At 74.2% G+C, this 17,064-nt stretch carries 14 protein-coding genes and 1 riboswitch; of the genes, 5 read left to right on the top strand and 9 right to left on the bottom strand.

Annotation, left to right across the window (positions count from 1 at the left end; genetic code table 11):
- Positions 1-36: 36 nt before the first annotated feature.
- From DEI99_RS07040 to DEI99_RS07025, 4 genes are all read right to left on the bottom strand, one after another.
- Positions 37-1,590: a chitinase gene (locus DEI99_RS07040; protein ID WP_111040626.1), complete on the bottom strand. Its 1,554-nt coding sequence runs from the start codon at positions 1,588-1,590 to the stop codon at positions 37-39.
- Positions 1,590-4,235 carry a glycosyltransferase family 2 protein gene (locus tag DEI99_RS07035; protein ID WP_181434325.1) on the bottom strand — a complete coding sequence of 882 codons (2,646 nt, stop codon included), beginning with the start codon at positions 4,233-4,235 and terminating at the stop codon, positions 1,590-1,592. Before DEI99_RS07035 ends, DEI99_RS07040 begins: the two co-directional genes overlap by 1 nt.
- Before the next feature lie 1,153 nt (positions 4,236-5,388).
- A complete protein-coding gene (locus DEI99_RS07030; RefSeq protein ID WP_258369182.1) occupies positions 5,389-6,366 on the bottom strand; it encodes a FecCD family ABC transporter permease in 978 nt (325 codons plus the stop codon).
- A 17-nt stretch (positions 6,367-6,383) separates the two neighbouring features.
- Positions 6,384-7,418 carry a FecCD family ABC transporter permease gene (locus DEI99_RS07025; RefSeq protein ID WP_220037111.1) on the bottom strand — a complete coding sequence of 345 codons (1,035 nt, stop codon included), beginning with the start codon at positions 7,416-7,418 and terminating at the stop codon, positions 6,384-6,386.
- A 160-nt stretch (positions 7,419-7,578) separates the two neighbouring features.
- Between DEI99_RS07025 and DEI99_RS07020 the strand changes: the two genes are divergently transcribed.
- Positions 7,579-9,120 carry a S1C family serine protease gene (locus tag DEI99_RS07020; protein WP_111040629.1) on the top strand — a complete coding sequence of 514 codons (1,542 nt, stop codon included), beginning with the start codon at positions 7,579-7,581 and terminating at the stop codon, positions 9,118-9,120.
- A gap of 5 nt (positions 9,121-9,125) precedes the next feature.
- Here DEI99_RS07020 and DEI99_RS07015 read toward each other — a convergent pair whose 3' ends face one another.
- Together DEI99_RS07015 and DEI99_RS07010 are read right to left on the bottom strand one after the other, a co-directional pair.
- Positions 9,126-10,283, bottom strand: a complete 1,158-nt coding sequence (locus tag DEI99_RS07015; protein ID WP_111040630.1) for a hypothetical protein — start codon at positions 10,281-10,283, stop codon at positions 9,126-9,128.
- Between the two features lie 59 nt (positions 10,284-10,342).
- Complete coding sequence (locus DEI99_RS07010; protein WP_217639485.1) at positions 10,343-10,600, bottom strand: hypothetical protein; 258 nt, start codon at positions 10,598-10,600, stop codon at positions 10,343-10,345.
- Positions 10,601-10,633: 33 nt separating this feature from the next.
- On the opposite strand from DEI99_RS07010, the gene DEI99_RS07005 reads away from it, so the two are divergent.
- Positions 10,634-10,996 carry an RNA-binding S4 domain-containing protein gene (locus DEI99_RS07005; RefSeq protein ID WP_071254500.1) on the top strand — a complete coding sequence of 121 codons (363 nt, stop codon included), beginning with the start codon at positions 10,634-10,636 and terminating at the stop codon, positions 10,994-10,996.
- 25 nt (positions 10,997-11,021) lie between these two features.
- Here DEI99_RS07005 and DEI99_RS07000 read toward each other — a convergent pair whose 3' ends face one another.
- The 3 genes from DEI99_RS07000 to DEI99_RS06990 all read right to left on the bottom strand — a co-directional run bounded on the left by DEI99_RS07000 (position 11,022) and on the right by DEI99_RS06990 (position 13,799).
- The gene (locus DEI99_RS07000) at positions 11,022-11,969 is read right to left on the bottom strand and encodes a nuclease-related domain-containing protein (protein WP_111040631.1); all 948 of its coding nucleotides are present in this window, start codon (positions 11,967-11,969) and stop codon (positions 11,022-11,024) included.
- A gap of 67 nt (positions 11,970-12,036) precedes the next feature.
- Positions 12,037-12,783: a phosphotransferase enzyme family protein gene (locus tag DEI99_RS06995; RefSeq protein WP_111040632.1), complete on the bottom strand. Its 747-nt coding sequence runs from the start codon at positions 12,781-12,783 to the stop codon at positions 12,037-12,039.
- 122 nt (positions 12,784-12,905) lie between these two features.
- A complete protein-coding gene (locus DEI99_RS06990) occupies positions 12,906-13,799 on the bottom strand; it encodes an NUDIX domain-containing protein (RefSeq protein WP_111040633.1) in 894 nt (297 codons plus the stop codon).
- 68 nt (positions 13,800-13,867) lie between these two features.
- Positions 13,868-13,963, top strand: a riboswitch (TPP riboswitch).
- Here DEI99_RS06990 and thiM point away from each other — a divergent pair.
- The 3 genes from thiM to thiD all read left to right on the top strand — a co-directional run bounded on the left by thiM (position 13,952) and on the right by thiD (position 17,042).
- Positions 13,952-14,800 (top strand): hydroxyethylthiazole kinase, encoded by an 849-nt coding sequence (thiM, locus tag DEI99_RS06985; RefSeq protein WP_181434326.1) that lies wholly within the window; start codon positions 13,952-13,954, stop codon positions 14,798-14,800. Its footprint overlaps the riboswitch before it by 12 nt.
- A complete protein-coding gene (gene thiE / locus DEI99_RS06980; protein WP_284180980.1) occupies positions 14,797-15,552 on the top strand; it encodes a thiamine phosphate synthase in 756 nt (251 codons plus the stop codon). Before thiM ends, thiE begins: the two co-directional genes overlap by 4 nt.
- Positions 15,549-17,042, top strand: a complete 1,494-nt coding sequence (gene thiD / locus DEI99_RS06975; protein ID WP_284180979.1) for a bifunctional hydroxymethylpyrimidine kinase/phosphomethylpyrimidine kinase — start codon at positions 15,549-15,551, stop codon at positions 17,040-17,042. The genes thiE and thiD overlap by 4 nt, the downstream gene beginning before the upstream one ends.
- The last annotated feature ends 22 nt before the right edge of the window (positions 17,043-17,064 follow it).

Here is a 17,064-nt window from a genome sequence, read left to right as displayed (position 1 = left end):
GCACCGTGCCTCCCGTCCGGCGGGTGGTCCGGTCGGCTACCGGTCGTCGCCGGACAGGAGCCGCTGGATCTCCGAGTCCTTCAGGCGCACCCAGGGCGAGCCGTCCGGGTCGCTCGTCGAGGCCTGCGGGCTGTCGCCCGTGTTCCACCACTTCGCCTGGTACGGGACACCCGCGAACAGCACCCGGTCGCCGGTGTCGTACTGCTTCGTGCCGGTCCACGCCGGGTAGGTGCCGTCCGGCAGGGTGGGCTGCTCGACGGGCTTCTCCCCCGGCAGCACGGGGCCGATGAGCTGCCACGGCGTCTCGTACGCGCTGAGCACCGGGTCGTCCGGCAGGTCGCCCGAGGTCCACCACTTCGACTCGTAGACGTTGCGGTGCCAGACGATCTTCGTGCCCTCGAGGTACGACGCGTCGGCGTCCCAGACCGGGTACGGGCTCGTCTTCGGGTCGTCGGTCGGCTGGATCGTCGCCGACGGCTCCGCCTGCGTCACGTCGGAGGCCGCGGCGACGATCCCGCCGCCGAAGCCCTTGCCCAGGACGTCGGCGAACAGCCGCCCGCCCTGGTCGACCCCGGAGCACGAGTTCGACACCGTCGACAGGTTGACGTAGTTCGAACCGCACGTCGTGTCGCGGTTCAGCGACCACATCGACATCCGGCCGAGCCCCTTGTCGCGGGCCCACGCGTTCAGCTTCTCGGCGTCCGTGAGGGTGAAGACCTCGTCCTGCACGTCGTTCTGGCCGATCATCGGCGTCGCGCCGGTCTTCCGCCAGAGCGTCGCGGCGGTGAGCGGGGTACCAGCACGCTGGTAGAGCACGCCGAGCTGCCGGTGGACCTCCTGCAGGGTCTGGACCGACGCCGAGTACATGCTCTGGCTCGACCCCTTCGAGTCGCCGTAGTCCATCGTCATCGCGTTGACCCCGGCGAGGTCGACGCCGGCCGCCAGGAACTGCGCGACCGCGGTGGTGCCGTCGGCGGTGAGGCCTCCGGGAGCGGCGGGCAGCGTCAGCCAGACCGCGAGCGGGTGCCCGGCGGCCCGACGCTGCTCCTGCAGGGCGGCGACGGCCTCGGCGCGGCGCTTGCCGGCGGCGTGGTTCATCAGGTCGTCGCCCTCGACGTCGTAGTCGACCGTGCTGACGTCGTAGCGCCGCACGACCGTGTCGTACGCGCGCAGCAGGTCGTCGCCGTCCCGGCAGGTGGTGGCGAGCTCGTCGTTCGCGAGTCCGCCGAACGACACCCCGACCTCACCCTCCTGCTGCTGCAGGCGGGCGATGCGCCGGTCGAGGTCGAGGGAGTCCGACGCGCCCTGCAACGTGTAGGCGGAACCCCACGTCGGGGTGCACGCGGCGTCGTGGTCGGCGACGACGAAGGACAGCATGACGTCGCGGCCCTTGGCGGACTTGACGTCCTCGAAGGCGAACGTCGGCGTGACGGTGACGTCGGTGTACGCCGCGAACCACGGCTGCTCGGCGCCGTCGGCGTGGGCAGCCTGCCAGCGGCCGAGGCCGACGTACGCGGTGGCGGCGAGGGCCGCGGTGAGCACGACGGCGAGGCCGACGCGGAGCGGGGAGAGTCGACGGGTCGTGGCCATCAGGCGGCGGTCCTGTTCGTGTCGGGGGTCGTGGTGCCGGTGGCGGTGGTGCCGGCGGCGGTGGTGCCGGCGGTCCGGCCGTCGGCGTGGCGGCCGGCGGACACCGCCGGCACGACGGCCGCGGTCGGGCTCGGGCTCGGTGCTGACGGGAGCGGTGCGGACGGGATCGGCGCGGTCGGGCTCGGAGCGGTCGGGCTCGGTGCCGCGGTCGGGTGGGTCGTCGCGCGGCTGCCGGTGGCCCGGCGCCCGTGGGTCGCGCCGACGACGTCGGCGGAGTGGCGCACCGGCATCCGACCACCGCGGTGGCCGAAGTACAGGGTGGCGCGCCAGTCCTCGGCGGGGAGCTCCTCGGGGAGGACCCCGCGGGAGGCGTCCTTCCGGGCTGCCCGCTCCGCACGACGTGCCGCACGGGCGGCCGCCCTTGCGGAGGGGTCGTAGTACATCCACTTCGTCGCCCAGATCCAGACGTCGACGACCGAGTTCCAGATCCCGATGTAGGCGACGATCGCGTACATCGCCAGCAGGGCGTTGAACGCGGCGAACACCGCGTTGCCCCAGTTCTGTGCCTGGTAGTCCCGAGCGAAGGTGAAGACCGAGAAGACGACGATCGCGTACGGCGCCAGGACGTACAGCGCCGGCGACGCCGTCCGGTCCCGCACCTTCGGCGTGCGGGCGAACGGGATCTTCTTCGCGGTGAGCGCCTGCTGGATGCTCTTCAGCACACCGGCCACGTTCACGGGCATGAGGATGAGGTTGAAGCCGTAGATCCGGAACACGTCGGTGCGCTTGTAGCCGCAGTACCGCAGGTCGCTGCTGAGCAGCCAGAAGTAGGGCAGCGCCGCGAGCAGCACCATCGGGCTGAGCAGCCGCGAGTCGTACGGGTACGCCAGCAGGAAGATGAGCCCGAACGACGCCCACGCGATCGACGCCATGTAGTTCACGCGGAGCGAGAACTCGACGATGCCGACGCGCTCGCCACGGGCGCGACGCTCGCGCACCTGGCGCAGGTACTTCGGCAGGATGAGCAGCCCGCCGTTCGCCCAGCGCCGCCGCTGCACGATGAGCGATCCGAAGTCCGGCGGCGTCGCACTGTAGGACAGTCGCTCCGGGTAGTTCACGAGGGTCCAGCCGTGCATGCCGAGGTCGACGCTCGACTCGGTGTCCTCGATGACCGTGCGGTCCTGCACGTAGCGCTTCACCTCGAAGCCGCCGACCGTCTCGACCTCCTCGATGTCGCGGAGCGCCCGCGTGCGGATGACCGCGTTCGCCCCGACCCAGAAGGTGGCGTCGTGGCGTGACATGCCCTGGTGCAGGATGTGCTGGATGTCCGTGGTGGCACCCGCGAGCCGCTCGATGCGGGTCGCGGCGCCGCGGAAGGACGAGTACGGGGTCTGCGTGACGGCGACCTTGGCGTTCTCCGGCTGCTCGAGGAAGTACACCAGGCGCAGGCAGTAGTCCCGCAGCAGCACCGAGTCGGCGTCGAGCGTCAGGACGTAGTCGGAGGCGGGGACCACGAGGTCCGCCGTCGTCGGGTCCTCGACGGTGCGCAGGATCGTGCCGCTCGCCGTCTCCTCGAACGCGTACGAGCCGCCGAGCAGCCCGATGTAGGCGTTCAGGTTCATCGCCTTGTTCGCCTCGTCGGACAGGTTCGCGAAGCGCTTCCGCTCGAAGGTGGTGATCTCGGCGGTGAAGGTCCACGCCAGGCGGCGCTGGAGCTCGACCGCGCGGGCCGAGGTGATCTCCGTGAAGACGACGCCGTCCGCGCCGTCGGTCGCCGTGCCGGGCTCGGTCGTCCCCTCGGCCGCGCTGTCGAGCGCGTCGACGATGGCCGCCTCGAGCGCCTCGGAGGTCAGGCGGAACTCGTCGGCCAGCCCCACGAGCACCTGGTCGTGGAAGAACCGGTCGACGTGGTCGACGACGTCGTGCTCCCGTGCGTGCCGCCGCAGCCAGGCGTCAGCCCAGCGGTGGTGTTCGACCAACGTGCGGAGGGCGTCGACGCTCGCGAAGGGCGCGTTCGCCGCCTCGACCTCGGCCGAGAACAGGGCCTCGCGGAACCGGTTCGCCGGTGCCGCGAGCTGCGCCTGGATCGTCGCGGCGACGGCGCGGGTGCGCTCGAGCTTCGCCAGGGTCTCCGGGTCGGAGGGGAAGGGCGCGTCGTCGACGAGCAGCACCACGCGCAACGAGGGGTACTCCTGCAGCGCGGCCGACCACAGCGTCGTGGCGACGACGTCGGGCTCCTCGGCGTAGCTCGGCACCAGGACCGTCATCGGCGACTCGTGGCCCTCGGCGAAGTGCCGGTCGAGTTCGGCGCGCGGCACCCGGACGTGGCTCGCGAAGCGCTCCATCGCCCCCTGTCGGGCGACGAGGTGCATGAGCGCGGAGAACGTCAGGAAGGTGACGACCACGAGGTACGAGATCGCCTCGGTCGTGAAGCGGAAGCTCTCGGTGCCGGAGTCCAGGAACTGCCGGATCACCGTGTAGACGACGTAGGCGGACCAGAACGCGATGGTCAGGATGATCGCGACCCGGCCGGAGACGAGCTTCCGATCGGAGGGACGTTCGTGGAGGGTGTCGAGCGGACGGGTACGACGCTCGGATCCCCACTGTCGACGGCGCACGCTGGCGCCGTCACGCTGTTCGGGCATGACGGTCCTTCAGTCCTCGGGGGCAGCGTGCCTTCGGGTCGGCGTGCTGTCGGGACCCCCGCGGGTCCTCCGACCGTAGGGGGACGGACGGACCGGTACGGACACCCGTACGGGGGGTCTCCGGCATGGCGTGCGGCTTCCCGCAAGGCTGCGCGGAGGCCCGCACCGCCCGCGTGTCGCAGCAGCCCGGAGCGCGTGTCCCGCGACGCGCCGCTCACGTCCGGCCGCGGGCGGCTGGCGCGCCGGCAGACAGCGGGTGAGGTGATGCGGTCCGGCGGCTGACGGTTCCGGTGCCCGAGCGCCGGGGCTTGCGAACCAGATCCGTCAGGGGCCCGACGAACCCGATGCCCACAGCGTTGTCGACCGCCGCCGGCTCGGATCCGGAACCGACGCCGGCAGCGGTCCTGGTCATGGTGCCGGTCCCGGTTCTGGTCTTGGTTCTGGTTCCGGCTCGGTTCCGGTTCGGTTCGGTTCCGGTTCCGGTCCCGGGTCTGGTTCTGGGTCTGGGTCTGGGTCTGGTTCTAGTTCTGGTTCCGGTTCCGGTTCGGTACCGGTTCCGGTTCCGGTTCCGGTTCCGGTTCCGGTTCCGGTTCCGGTTCCGGTTCTGGTTCTGGTTCTGGTTCTGGTTCTGGTTCTGGTTCCAGTTCCAGCTCCGGTTCCGGTTCTGGTTCCGGTGTTGGTTCCGGGCCTGGGTCCGGTTCCGGGTCTGGGTCCGGTTCCGGAGAAGGACTAGAGGACGCAGCGGTGAGCGGCCGGCGACGGCCGCCGTCGGTGCCGCGGGATGCGACGTGGGCGGGGCGACGTGTCCGGCGCCGGCAGTTGACGGTTCCGGTTCACGACCGCCGCGGTCCGCGAACCGGGACCGTCACGCGTCGGTGGGTGCATGCGCTCCCGACGGAGCGAAGACAAGAACCATCGCGGGAAGGCAGGGACCTCGACGGGGGCGCGGCGGGAGGACAGGGCCCACGGCGGGAAGACAGGAACCGCGGCGGGAAGACGGGAACCGCGGCCAGCGAACCGGAACCGCGTGCGGAGGACCGCAACCGCGCTCCTCGCTGGAGGTCCGTCACCGCGACCGAGGATCGCGGTCGGAGACCGGTCCCGCGACGAGTGCGTCGCAGTTCCCGAACGTTCCCGGGCAGCGCGCCCGCGGTCAGCGCGACCGGACGAGCAGCCAGAGCAGGTACGGGGCACCGACGACCCCGGTGACGACACCGACGGGCAGCGCGTTGCCCGGGATCGCGAACTGGGCCACGAGGTCGCTGCCCAGGGTGACGACGGCGCCCACCGCGGCGACGGCTCCGAGGGCGACGCGGCCTCCGCCGACCAGGCGTCGGGCGATCGGGGCGGCCATGAGCGCGACGAACGACACCGGCCCGGCGGTCGCCACGGCGGCGGCGGTGAGGCACACCGCGGTGAGCAGGAGCAGCACCTTCGCGCGGTCCGGCCGGAGCCCGAGGGCCGCGGCGACCTCGTCCCCGAGGCTCAGCACGGTCAGCCGCGAGGACTGCACGAGTGCGAGCACCATGAGCACCACGAAGGCGACGCCGAGCACGCCGATCAGGCTGCGGTCCACGGCGTTGAGGCTGCCGGACAGCCAGAGCAGCGCGGTGCCCGCCTGGGTCACCGTGCCGCTCGTCAGCATCCACCCCGTGATGCTCAGGCAGATGGCGGCCACCCCGATCCCGACGAGCACGACCCGGTTGCCCGTGATGCCCCGACGCCAGGCGAGCGCGGCGATGACGAGCGACACCACGACGGCGCCGGCGAGCACGACGGAGAACAGCGTGCCGCCGGAGGCACCGAACAGGACGATCGCGGTGATGCCCGCGGCGCTCGCCCCCGAGGTGATGCCGATGACGTCCGGGCTCGCGATCGGGTTGCGCACGACGCTCTGCACGATGCCGCCGGCGACGCCGAGGCTCGCACCGACGAGCACGGCAGCGAGGACCCGTGGCCCGCGCAGCTGCCCGATGACGAAGTCCGAGATGCGGTCGCCGTGGCCGACGAGGGCCCCGACGACCTGGGCGGGGCTGAGCGGGATCGAGCCGACGCCCAGCCCGACGAGCACGAGGGCGACGAGGACGACGAGCACGGCCGCGAGCACGACGAGCTCGCGGCGCAGCCCCACCGGGCGACGGTCGGCCCTCACAGTCCCCGCACCGCCTTCGACCGGACGAGTGCGATGAAGACGGGGGCACCGATGAGCGCCGTGACGAGACCGACCTGCAGCTCCCCCGGGTACGCGACGACCCGGCCGACCACGTCGGCGACGAGCAGCAGCGCGGGGGCGACGAGCGCGGAGAGCAGGATCGTCCACCGGTGGTCCGGGCCGCTCAGTCGGCGGACGGCGTGCGGGACGGCGAGCCCGATGAAGGCGATCGGGCCGGCCGCGGCCACGGCGGAGCCGGCGAGCAGCACGGTGACGAGGCCCCCGACGGCACGGACGAGCACGACCCGCTGTCCGAGCGACGCGGCGAGCTCGTCCCCGAGCGCCAGGGTGTTGAGCGAGCGGCCGAGGGCGAACGCGATGCCGAGGCCGAGGAGCACCGGCACCGTGATGACGCCGGCGGTGCCGAGGTCCTTGCCCGCGAGGGCGCCGACCTGCCAGAACCGCAGCTGGTCGAGCAGGCTCTGGCTCGTCACGAGCACCGCCGTGGTGATCGACGACAGGGCGGCGGCGACGACGGCACCGGAGAGCGCGAGGCCCACCGGCGAGAGTCCACGGCGGGCGAGGGCCGCGATCCCGTAGACGAGCAGGGCCGCGAGGGCGGCTCCGACGAAGGCGAACGGCAGGTAGGCCGCGGTGCCGCTGACGCCGAAGACCGCGATGCCGGCGACGACCGCGAGCGCGGCCCCGGAGTTGATGCCGAGGACGCTCGGGTCGGCGAGCGGGTTGCGGGTGACGCCCTGCATCACGGCGCCGGCGACGCCGAGGGCCGCGCCCGCGAGCAGCCCGACGACGGTCCGCGGGACACGGTTGCCGAGCACGATGAGGCCGACCTCGTCGGTCCGTCCGGGGTGCAGGACGGTGTCGAGCACCGTCGCGAGCGGGATCGGGCGGGACCCGAAGGCGATCGAGAGCGCGCACGCCACCGCGAGGACGACGACCGCCAGCACGGTCGCCCCGACGAGTCGGGGGACGGAGCTGGGAGCGGGGGGCGCGGGCGACGGGGAACGCATGAGAAGTAAGGCAACCCTAACGCGCTCCCGGCGTACGGCGACTCCCGAGCGCACGGTGAGCGATCGCAGGGTCCGTTCATAGGCTCGTCATGGGGAACGGTCCTGTACTGGTCTCCATCGACGCCCGCCCGGGCAGCCGATGGACGACCGGAGAGCACCGATGAACGAGACCCCGAACCCCGCCGCCGCCGACCACGACGAGAACGGCACCGCCCGCACCGAGGCCGCGCAGCAGCAGGCGCACGGCCTCCGCTGGGACGCCCCGCACGCCGACCCGGCGACCCTCCGCTCGGCGTACGCCTTCGACGGCTCGGGCCCCTGGCTGTACGGCCCGGACGGCTCCGGTCCCTACGCCTACCGCCCCGACGGTCGCGGCCCCTTCCTGGTCGGCAGCCCGGCGCTCACCGGCTCGCAGCACGCCTGGGCGTCCTCGGCGGCCAGCGCGAACCACCCGGGCGCCTCGACGAAGCGTCCGCGGCGGCTCGGCCTGGTGATCGGCTCGGGCATCGCGGCCCTGGCGATCGTCGGCGCCGCCGGTGGCACCGCCCTCGGTCTGTCCACGCACGGCACCACCACGACGTCGAGCCAGTCGCAAGGCACCACGACACTGCCCGGCACCGGCACCGGCACCGGTACCGGCACCGGCACCGGCACCGGGAACGGGACGGGCGGCACCGGCACCTACGGCTTCACCGTGCCGGGCGACGGCACCGGCTCGAGCGGGGGCAGCACCGGCACCGACGGCGGCACGGGCACCGGCACCGGCACCGGCACCCAGTCCCCCGCCACCGCCGCGACCGCCGCGCAGAAGAAGGGCGTCGTGACGATCAACACGATCATCGGCTACGACGCGTCGTCACAGGCCGCCGGCACCGGCATGGTGCTCAGCTCGGACGGCACCGTGCTGACGAACAACCACGTGGTCCAGGGCGCGACGAGCATCACCGTCACCGACGAGACCACGGGCAAGGAGTACCAGGCCGACGTCGTCGGCACGGACGCCACGCACGACGTCGCCGTCCTGAAGCTCGAGGGAGCCTCGGGCCTGTCGACCGTCACGCTCGACGACGACGGCGAGCCGGCCACCGGCGACACCGTGACCGACGTCGGCAACGCGGAGGGCACCGGGGACCTCGTCGCAGCCGAGGGCACCGTCACCGCGACCGACCAGGACATCCAGGTGCAGAGCGAGTCCGGCTCCGGTACCGAGTCGCTGACCGGCATGATCGAGATCGCCGCGGACATCGTGTCCGGCGACTCGGGCGGCCCGGTCCTGGACAGCGAGGGCGAGGTCGTCGGCATGGCGACCGCAGCCTCGTCCGGATCGGCCGACGTCACCGGCTTCGCCATCCCGATCACCACCGCGAAGACCATCGCCGAGAAGATCCTGGCGGGCGAGTCCTCGAGCACGATCACGATCGGGCTGCCGGCGTTCCTCGGGGTGCAGGTGAGCGACGCGACGGGCACCACGGGCGGCGTCGCCGTCGCCGGCACGGTCGAGGGCTCCGGCGCCGCGCACGCCGGCCTGACCGAGGGCGACACGATCACGAGCGTCGACGGCACCGCGGTGAAGAGCGCGGACCAGCTCACCCGGATCGTGCAGTCCCACGCGGTCGGCGACCGGGTGAGCGTCGACTACACCGACGGCACCGGCGCCGCGAAGACCGTCACGGTCACCCTGACCGCCGGTCCCGCCGCCTAGTCCGCTCAGCCGAGCAGCGCCCGCACCACCGAGCGGTACACGTTCGCCGGGGAGTCCGTCCCGAAGACGGTCTCCCCGGCCTCGCTGCGTCCGACGCGGGCGAAGCCCTGCCCGTCGGCGTGCACGACGGTGACGGGGTTCGGCTTGCCGGGGCGGCGCAGGAACGACACCGTCCAGGGCGCTGCCCAGAAGCGTGCGAGACGCGGGTCGGCCTCGACGAGGTCGGCCGGCAGGTCCGGCGCGTCGGCGCCGCCGGTGAGGCGGCGACCGAGCAGGTGCTCCGGCAGCGACCCCGTGCGGAACGGGAAGGTCCACGCCGGGCCGATGCCGAGCCTCCCGGCCATCAGCGCGACCAGCCGGTCCGGCGGGACGGTGGCGACCACCGCACCCGTCTCGTCCGTCCCGTCGACGACGGTCTGCGACCATGCCTGGAGGCGCGTCCCGCCCCCGTCCGGCCGGTGCTGTTCCAGCGTGACCGGTTCCACGTCGCCCGCCCAGGGCGCGAGCAGGGACTGCGTCGCGTCGGGCAGGGTGCCGAGGCGTCCGACGAGGCCGGCCTCGATGAGTTCGCGTCCGGCGGCGCTGCGCAGCAGGGTGGGGTTCCAGCGCCGGCCGGCCAGGCTCCGCAGGGTGCCGACGGCGTCCCTGCTGAGCCGGGGCCCGTCGAGGACGGGTGCCGGTGCGGCCGTCGGCAGGGGTTCGAGGTCGCGCTCCGGGCGGACGGGTGTCGGCTCGGTGGCGCGGACGCTCTCGAGGACCGCGAGCACGAGGTCGTCGGTGTCGAGCAGCCGGCGGAGGGGGCGTTCGATCGTCAGGTCGACGCGGTGTCGACCGGTCACGAAGAGCAGGTGGGTACCCGCGACGTCGCCGGCGTCGTCGGGGCGGACGTACTCGACCAGCCGGGCGGGTGCCCCGACGCTCGTCCAGGGGTCGCAGCCGACGAGCAGCAGCCCCTCGACCGCCCCCGGCAGGCGGGCGAGCAGCCCGGTGTTCTCGTCGCCGATCGCACGGTCGCTCGGTCGGGACCGCACGGTCAGCTCGACGTCGTCCCCGGTGAGGCGGAGGTCTGCGCGGGGGCTGTCCTCGCGCCGCCAGTGGTCCGGGCGGCGGAGCGTCAGCCGCGCGGTGCGGTCCTCGGTGCCGAGCGCGACGGGGACTGCCATGCCACGAGGCTACGGGGCCTCGTGCGCACCGGGCGGTGCGGCTCGCCGGTGACGCGCGGTCAGCGTCGGGGCGCGCGTGCGGGTGGGGGCGGCGGGACGGGCTTCGCGGCGACGACGTCGTCGAGCCGGACCTCGACCGGACCGCGGCGGGTGGCGATCGTCACCGTGTCGGCGGTGCGGGCGAGCAGGTCCCCGAGGGCGTCCTGCGCGCCGTCGCCGTGGTGCGCCCGGACCACGAGCCGGTCCCCGACCGCGGCGTCGTGCAGCACCCCGAGCGCGCGGGCCCGGGCGATCGCTGCCTGTTCGTCCGCGCGCACCGTCCCAGGGTACGGGCCGCCTAGAGTGAGGGGATGGCCAAGGCTCGCGTGGACAGCTGGATCTGGGCCGTCCGGATCACGAAGACCCGGTCGGCCGCGACCGCCGCGTGCAAGGCCGGCCACGTCCGGGTGAACGGGGAGCGCGCGAAGCCGGCGCAGCCGATCGGCCCCGGTGACGAGGTCCGGGTGCGGCAGAACGGCTTCGACCGGATCGTCGTCGTGACCGGCATCATCCTGAAGCGAACGAGCGCTCCCGAGGCCGCGAAGCACTTCGAGGACAGGACCCCGCCGCGCCTGTCGAAGGAGGAAGCCGGGTTCGTGCCGATGCGCGACCGGGGTGCCGGGCGTCCGAGCAAGCGGGAGCGCCGCGACCTCGAGAAGCTCCGCGGCTACTGAGCGCGCAGCACCGACGCTCGCGTCGTCAGACGAACCGGACGGTCTGCTGCAGGCGGTCGCGGACGTCGAACACGTCGACCGACCCGGCGGGCGACCAGACGCCGTTGAGCACCTGGCGGAGGGCGCTCCGCCGGACGACGAGCGCCGTGGGCTTCTTCGGCGAGCCGACGAGCTGCACGTCCTCGTCGACGGCGGAGTCCGGCACGACGAGCAGCCGCCCGGTGAAGCGCACGCGCGTCTGCTTCTGCACGGCCCGCGCGGCGCGGACGAGTTCCTTGACGGGGCGCTCCCCCGGCAGCAGGGTCTCGCCGACGACCTCGCCGTGCTCGACCTGCACCGGACCGCCCCAGTCGATCGACTCCACGGCCCAGAGCCCGCTCGGGGTCAGGACGGCGTGGTCGAGCTTGCCCTCGGCGCCGGCGTCGAGGTCGTGCCAGACCGTGACGCCGATGCCCATGTCCGCGACGATGGCGGCGGTCGTCTCCTCGGCGAGTGCCTCGCCGAGCAGCCGTCGGACGTGCCGGGGTGCCGACCGCACGAGGGCGGGGTCGTACGGGTCCTCGATCGGGTCGCCGAGTCCGACCCACTCGCGCTCCGCCTGCAGGAACACCTCGCGCGACCGACCGCCGGGGTGTCCGTGGGAGCGGGCCCTGGGCCGTGTGTCGCGACGCGCCGCCGGGGGTGCGTAGGCGTCGCGACCGGAGTCGGGCCTCCACACCGAGCTCCCGGACGGACCGGGGCCGTCGCTGCCGGACGGGCCACGCGATCCCGCGTCGTAGGCGCGGCGGGCGGCGGGCGTGCCGATGCGCTCCCAGGCGAGCTGCACGCGGCGGAAGCGCTGGGCGTCGCCGCCGAGGTCGGGGTGGGACTCGCGTGCGGCGCGTCGGTACGCGCGGCGGAGTGCGTCGTCGTCGGCGGTCGCGGGGACGCCGAGGACTTCGTACGGTGTGGCGTCGGCCGGGCTGTCGGTCATGGCCCTGCGAGAGTACCGGAGGGTGGTTCCGAGTCCGCCGCGTGGTCGCTGGGGAGCGGCTGGGGCGTCAGGCGACCGCGGCTGCGATGTCGTCGGCGTGCTGCTCGATCCAGGCGACGTCGGCGCGGTACAGGTCCGCGTGCCCGTGCTCGAGGTCGCTGGTGAACTTCGGGTTGCCGGCCGCGGCCTCGGTCTCGATGGTGGTGACCATCGCGACGAGCGACGCGGTCATGGTCTGCACGAGGACGCCGCGGGACCGGTCGTCGAGGCCGTAGGCGCGGCAGAACTCGGCGGCGCGGGCGAGCCGGTCCGCCAGGTGCGGTGCCGTCGCCCCCTCGACCCGGCCGGTCGTGAACGGCGCGAAGCGGTACACGGCGCTCGCCACGTCCCAGACCCGGGGGCCGGGGTGCGCGGTGTCGAAGTCGATGAGGCCCACCGCGGCGATGCCGTCGTAGACGCAGTTGTACGGGGCGAAGTCGCCGTGCACGATCGTCTCGACGGGGGCACGTTCCGCCTGGGACCACACGTCGGCGTCGGGGTCGCGCGGGTAGCTCGCCGCGGCGTCGTGGTACTGCCGGAGCAGACGGGCGCTGGTGACGAGGGCGGCCTCGCCGGCGACGTCCTCGGTCCAGGGGTACTCGCCGGCGACGCCCGGGACGAACGACACGGTCTCGAGGACGTCGCCGAGGGCGATCGGTTCCGGCGCGGCCACGAACCCCTGCTCGTGCAGGTGTGCGAGCAGGCGGTGGACGGTCGGCGTCCACGGCCCGGCCGGCCGGTGGACCCGGTCGTCGGTCCTGGTGATCCGCTCCATGGGGGAACCTCCTGTTGTGACGTCTCCGTTGACGTGGAGGCCCAATGTACCGACCGTGGACGCGCCGTGTGACGTCGGCGGTGTAAACAGCGTGTGACGGTCGGCGGCGGGGCGCGGGTCGGTCAGGAGCGGTCGCGGATCCAGGAGGGTCCGTGCGCCACCGCGCCGATCGCCTCGACCCGGGCGCGGAGTCCGCGGTCCGCGGTGACCACGACGACGGGGCCGTCGCCGGCGTCGACGGCGGCACGGGCGGCCTCGACGATCGCGTCGTCGCCGGAGCCGGTCGCCCGGACGATCGCGAGTCGCGCGGGGTCCTCGGCGGTGGTGTCGCGCGCGGCGCCCTCGAGCACGACCGTCCAGCGCGGCCACCACCGGGCGAACGGCAGGTCGAGTGCCTCGGCGGGCAGCCCGGCCGCGGCGAGCGCCGACACCGACGACAGCAGGCGTTCGGCTGCCCCGGGGCGGTCCCGCCACCAGCCGTCCGGGACGCTGCCGACGACGTTCGCCGCGTCCACGACGACGTGCGGGGTGGTGGTGGTCGCGGCGCGCAGCGCGGGCCACGACGCCCCGAAGCCGGGGTGCAGCGGCAGGTCCTCGACCTGGTCGACGGGGACCCAGGCCAGCGCGAGGCTCTCGCGGTCGGCGATGACCGGTTCGAACGGCCGGGCGGCGCGCCCCACGACGGTCGTGTACGTCCAGAAGCCGAGGTCGAGCAGCGCGGTGTGCCGCAGGTCGATGCCGTCCTCGGGGACGCCGGCCTCCTCCGCGGACTCGCGGAGTGCTGCGGTGACGGCGTCCTCGTCCTGGTGGCGTGCCCCGCCGGGGATGCCCCAGGTGCCCCCGTGGTGGCTCCACTCGACGCGGTGCTGCAGGAGCACCCGGCCGTCGCCGTCGTCGACGAGCAGTCCGGCGGCGCCGAAGCGTCCCCACGCCTTGGTGCCGTCGGGACCGATCGACCAGGCGTCGCCGGGGTCGCGGGGGCCGGGCGGGGGCCCGGGAGGCGTTGCATCTGGCACGGTCCAACCCTGGCACACGGTGCCCCGGACCGGCCTCGGAGTGGTCACCGGGCGTCGTGTACGGTGTCGATCGAGACACGGGGTGCCGCATCCAGCGGCTGAGATCACACCCGTCGAACCTGCTCGAGCTCGTACTCGCGAAGGGATCGTCCATGGAGAACGCTGCGCCCTCCCCTGCCTGGGCCCACCGAACCGCCGAACTGCTCGAGGCCGTCCGTGCCCGGGCCCCGCTGGTGCAGTGCATCACGAACACCGTCGTGCAGAACGTCACGGCGAACGTGCTGCTCGCGCTCGGGGCCTCGCCCGCGATGGTCGACGTGGCGACCGAGGCCGGGCCGTTCGCCCGGGTCGCCGACGCCCTGCTGGTGAACACCGGCACCCCGCACGCGGAACCCCGGGTCGCCGCGCTCGAGGCGGTGCACGCCGCCCGTGACGCGGGCACCCCGTGGGTCCTCGACCCGGTGGCCGTGGGCTCGCTGCCGGTGCGGACCGCCCTGGCGCGCGAGCTGCTCGCGCTGCACCCGACGGTGCTCCGCGGCAACGCCTCCGAGGTGCTCGCCCTGCTCGGCGACTCGGCCGGAGGCCGCGGGGTCGACAGCACCGTGGGCACGGAGGACGCCCGGGTCGCGTCCGTCGCCGCTTCGGACGGGAGGCTCGTGGCCGCGGTGGCCGTGTCGGGTGCGGTCGACCTGCTGGTCGCGCCGGGCATCGGCGTGGTCCGCGTCGCGAACGGCACCGACCTGCTGACGCGGATCACCGGTGGCGGGTGCGCGCTCGGCGCGGTCGTCGCCGCGTTCACGTCGGTCGTGCCGGAGGACGCGGGTGCCGCTGCCGTCGCCGCGACCGCGGTGCACACGATCGCCGCGGAGCTCGCCGCTCGCGAGGCCGGGGGTCCCGGCACCTTCCAGCCGCTGTTCCTCGACCGGCTGGCGTCGCTCACCCCGGACGACGTCGTGCGGACGGCGCGGATCACGGTCGAGACCTCCGGGGTCGCCGCGTGACCGCCGCGACGGGCGTCGGCGTCTACCTGGTGACAGACGGCGCCCTGGCCGACCGGCACGGCACCGGGGTGCTCGGGGTCGTCCGCGCCGCGGTGCACGCCGGAGTACGGATCGTGCAGGTGCGGGACAAGGACGCCTCGGCGCGGGACCTGCTCGCCCTGACCGCCGCAGTGGCCGGCGCCGTCGGGGACCGCGCGACCGTCGTCGTCGACGACCGGCTCGACGTCGCCCTCGCGGCCCGGCACGCGGGTCACCGGGTCGCCGGGGTGCACCTCGGCCAGTCGGACGTCCCCGTCACCGCCGCTCGTGCCCTGCTCGGTCCGGAGGCGCACGTCGGGTTGACCGCGAACACGCTCGCGCACCTGGCTGCTGCCGAACGACTCCCCCGCGGCACCGTGGACCTGCTCGGCGTCGGCGTCGTGCACCCCACGGCGACGAAGGCCGACCACCCGCCGGCCCTGGGCCACGACGGCTTCGCCCGGTTGGCCGCCGCCACCGACCTGCCGTGCGTGGCGATCGGCGGGGTGACGCTCGACGACGTCCTGCCGCTCCGAGTGGCCGGTGCCGCGGGCGTGGCGGTCGTCTCGGGCATCTGCGCCGCGGCCGACCCCGGGTCCGCCGCGGCGGCGTACGTGGCCGCGTGGGGCGGTGCGTCCGGTCTAGGTCCCGACCACGGGGCGGGGGCGGGCCGGTCCGCGGGGGCCGTGTCGGGCCTCCCGTCCGACGCCACGCGCCACGAGGCGGACGCATGAGCGTCCCCCGGGTGCTGAGCATCGCCGGGACCGACCCGACGGGCGGCGCCGGGATGCAGGCGGACCTCAAGGCGATCGCCGCGCACGACGGGTACGGCATGGGGGTCGTGACGGCGCTCGTCGCGCAGAACACGCACGGGGTGCGGTCGGTGCACGTGCCGGACGTCGGGTTCCTGCGGGAGCAGCTCGACGCCGTGTCGGACGACGTCGTGGTCGACGCGGTGAAGGTCGGGATGCTCGGCACCGCCGACGTCGTGCGGGTCGTGACGGACTGGCTGCGGGAGCACCGGCCGCCGGTGGTCGTCGTCGACCCCGTGATGGTGGCGACGAGCGGGGACCGGCTGCTCGACGAGGACGCCGCGTCCGCCGTGGGGGCCCTGTTCGCGCTCGCCGACCTGGTGACGCCGAACCGGGCCGAGCTCGTCGTCCTGGCGGAGCTGGCCGGTGCGCCGTCTTCTTCGTCTTCTTCGTCTTCTTCTTCGTCGTCGTCGTCGTCGCTGGCGGCGGCGCGTGCGGTGGCCGCGCGGTGGGACGTCCTCGTGCTGGCGAAGGGCGGGCACGACGACGGGCCGACCTCGGACGACGTGCTCGTGGCACCGGACGGCAGCGTGCGGGTGTTCACCGGGCCCCGGGTCGCGACGACGAACACGCACGGCACCGGGTGCTCGCTGTCCAGCGCGATCGCGACGCTCGCCGCGCGGCACGGCGACTGGGCACTCGCGGTCGGGGTGGCGAAGGAGTGGCTCACGGCGGCACTCCGCGGCGCCGACGCACTGGCGGTGGGGAGCGGCAACGGCCCGGTCGACCACGGAGCGGCGGCGCGGGCAGCCCTGCCGGCACCGTCGTACACGGACGTGTGGTGGTCGGACGCAGCACCCGTGCTGCAGGAGACGATCGACTGCGCCTTCCTGGTGGGGCTCGGGGACGGCACGCTCGAACCGGAGGTGTTCGCGGGCTACCTGGCGCAGGACGTCCACTACCTGCGGGCGTACGAGCGGCACCTGGCGGCGCTCGCCGCGTCGCCCGGTCCGGGTGACGGTGCCGCTGCGTTCTGGGCGGCGGCCGCGCAGGGGTGCGCCGACGAGGCCCGCGACCTGCACCACCGACGGCTCGCCGGCTCGCACGCCGACGACCCCGTGCACCCCACGTGCGCCGGGTACCTCGCACACCTGCAGCACGCCGCCGACTCCGGGTCCCCCGCGGTGCTCGCCGCCGCGGTGCTGCCGTGCTTCCGGGTCTACGCCTGGGTCGGGTCGCAGCTCGGGGACGCTCCGGACGGGCACGCCTTCGCCGACTGGATCACGGCCTACGGGGACCCCGGGTTCGCCGCGGCGAGCGCCGAGGCGACCCGGCTCGTCGAGGAGCTGGCGCGCGCGGTGGCCCCCGTCGAGCGGGGGCGGATGGCGCGGGCGTTCCGGCGCTCGGTGGAGTGGGAGCTCGCGTTCTTCCGGATGCCGACCGCTGCTGGCGACGCGCCCGTCCCCCGCTGACGGACGGTTCCCGGGCCGGGTC

Source organism: Curtobacterium sp. MCLR17_036, assembly GCF_003234445.2.
Classification (GTDB): Bacteria; Actinomycetota; Actinomycetes; order Actinomycetales; family Microbacteriaceae; genus Curtobacterium.
This window is presented reverse-complemented; position numbering and strand designations above follow the sequence as displayed.

Coding starts and splice junctions, on each gene's coding strand:
- DEI99_RS07025 (WP_220037111.1), bottom strand. CDS start 7,418: ATGCGTTCCCCGTCGCCCGCGCCCCCCGCTCCCAGCTCCGTCCCCCGA.
- DEI99_RS07005 (WP_071254500.1), top strand. CDS start 10,634: ATGGCCAAGGCTCGCGTGGACAGCTGGATCTGGGCCGTCCGGATCACG.
- DEI99_RS07040 (WP_111040626.1), bottom strand. CDS start 1,590: ATGGCCACGACCCGTCGACTCTCCCCGCTCCGCGTCGGCCTCGCCGTC.
- DEI99_RS07000 (WP_111040631.1), bottom strand. CDS start 11,969: ATGACCGACAGCCCGGCCGACGCCACACCGTACGAAGTCCTCGGCGTC.
- thiD (WP_284180979.1), top strand. CDS start 15,549: ATGAGCGTCCCCCGGGTGCTGAGCATCGCCGGGACCGACCCGACGGGC.
- DEI99_RS06995 (WP_111040632.1), bottom strand. CDS start 12,783: ATGGAGCGGATCACCAGGACCGACGACCGGGTCCACCGGCCGGCCGGG.
- DEI99_RS07035 (WP_181434325.1), bottom strand. CDS start 4,235: ATGCCCGAACAGCGTGACGGCGCCAGCGTGCGCCGTCGACAGTGGGGA.
- thiM (WP_181434326.1), top strand. CDS start 13,952: ATGGAGAACGCTGCGCCCTCCCCTGCCTGGGCCCACCGAACCGCCGAA.
- DEI99_RS07015 (WP_111040630.1), bottom strand. CDS start 10,283: ATGGCAGTCCCCGTCGCGCTCGGCACCGAGGACCGCACCGCGCGGCTG.
- DEI99_RS07020 (WP_111040629.1), top strand. CDS start 7,579: ATGAACGAGACCCCGAACCCCGCCGCCGCCGACCACGACGAGAACGGC.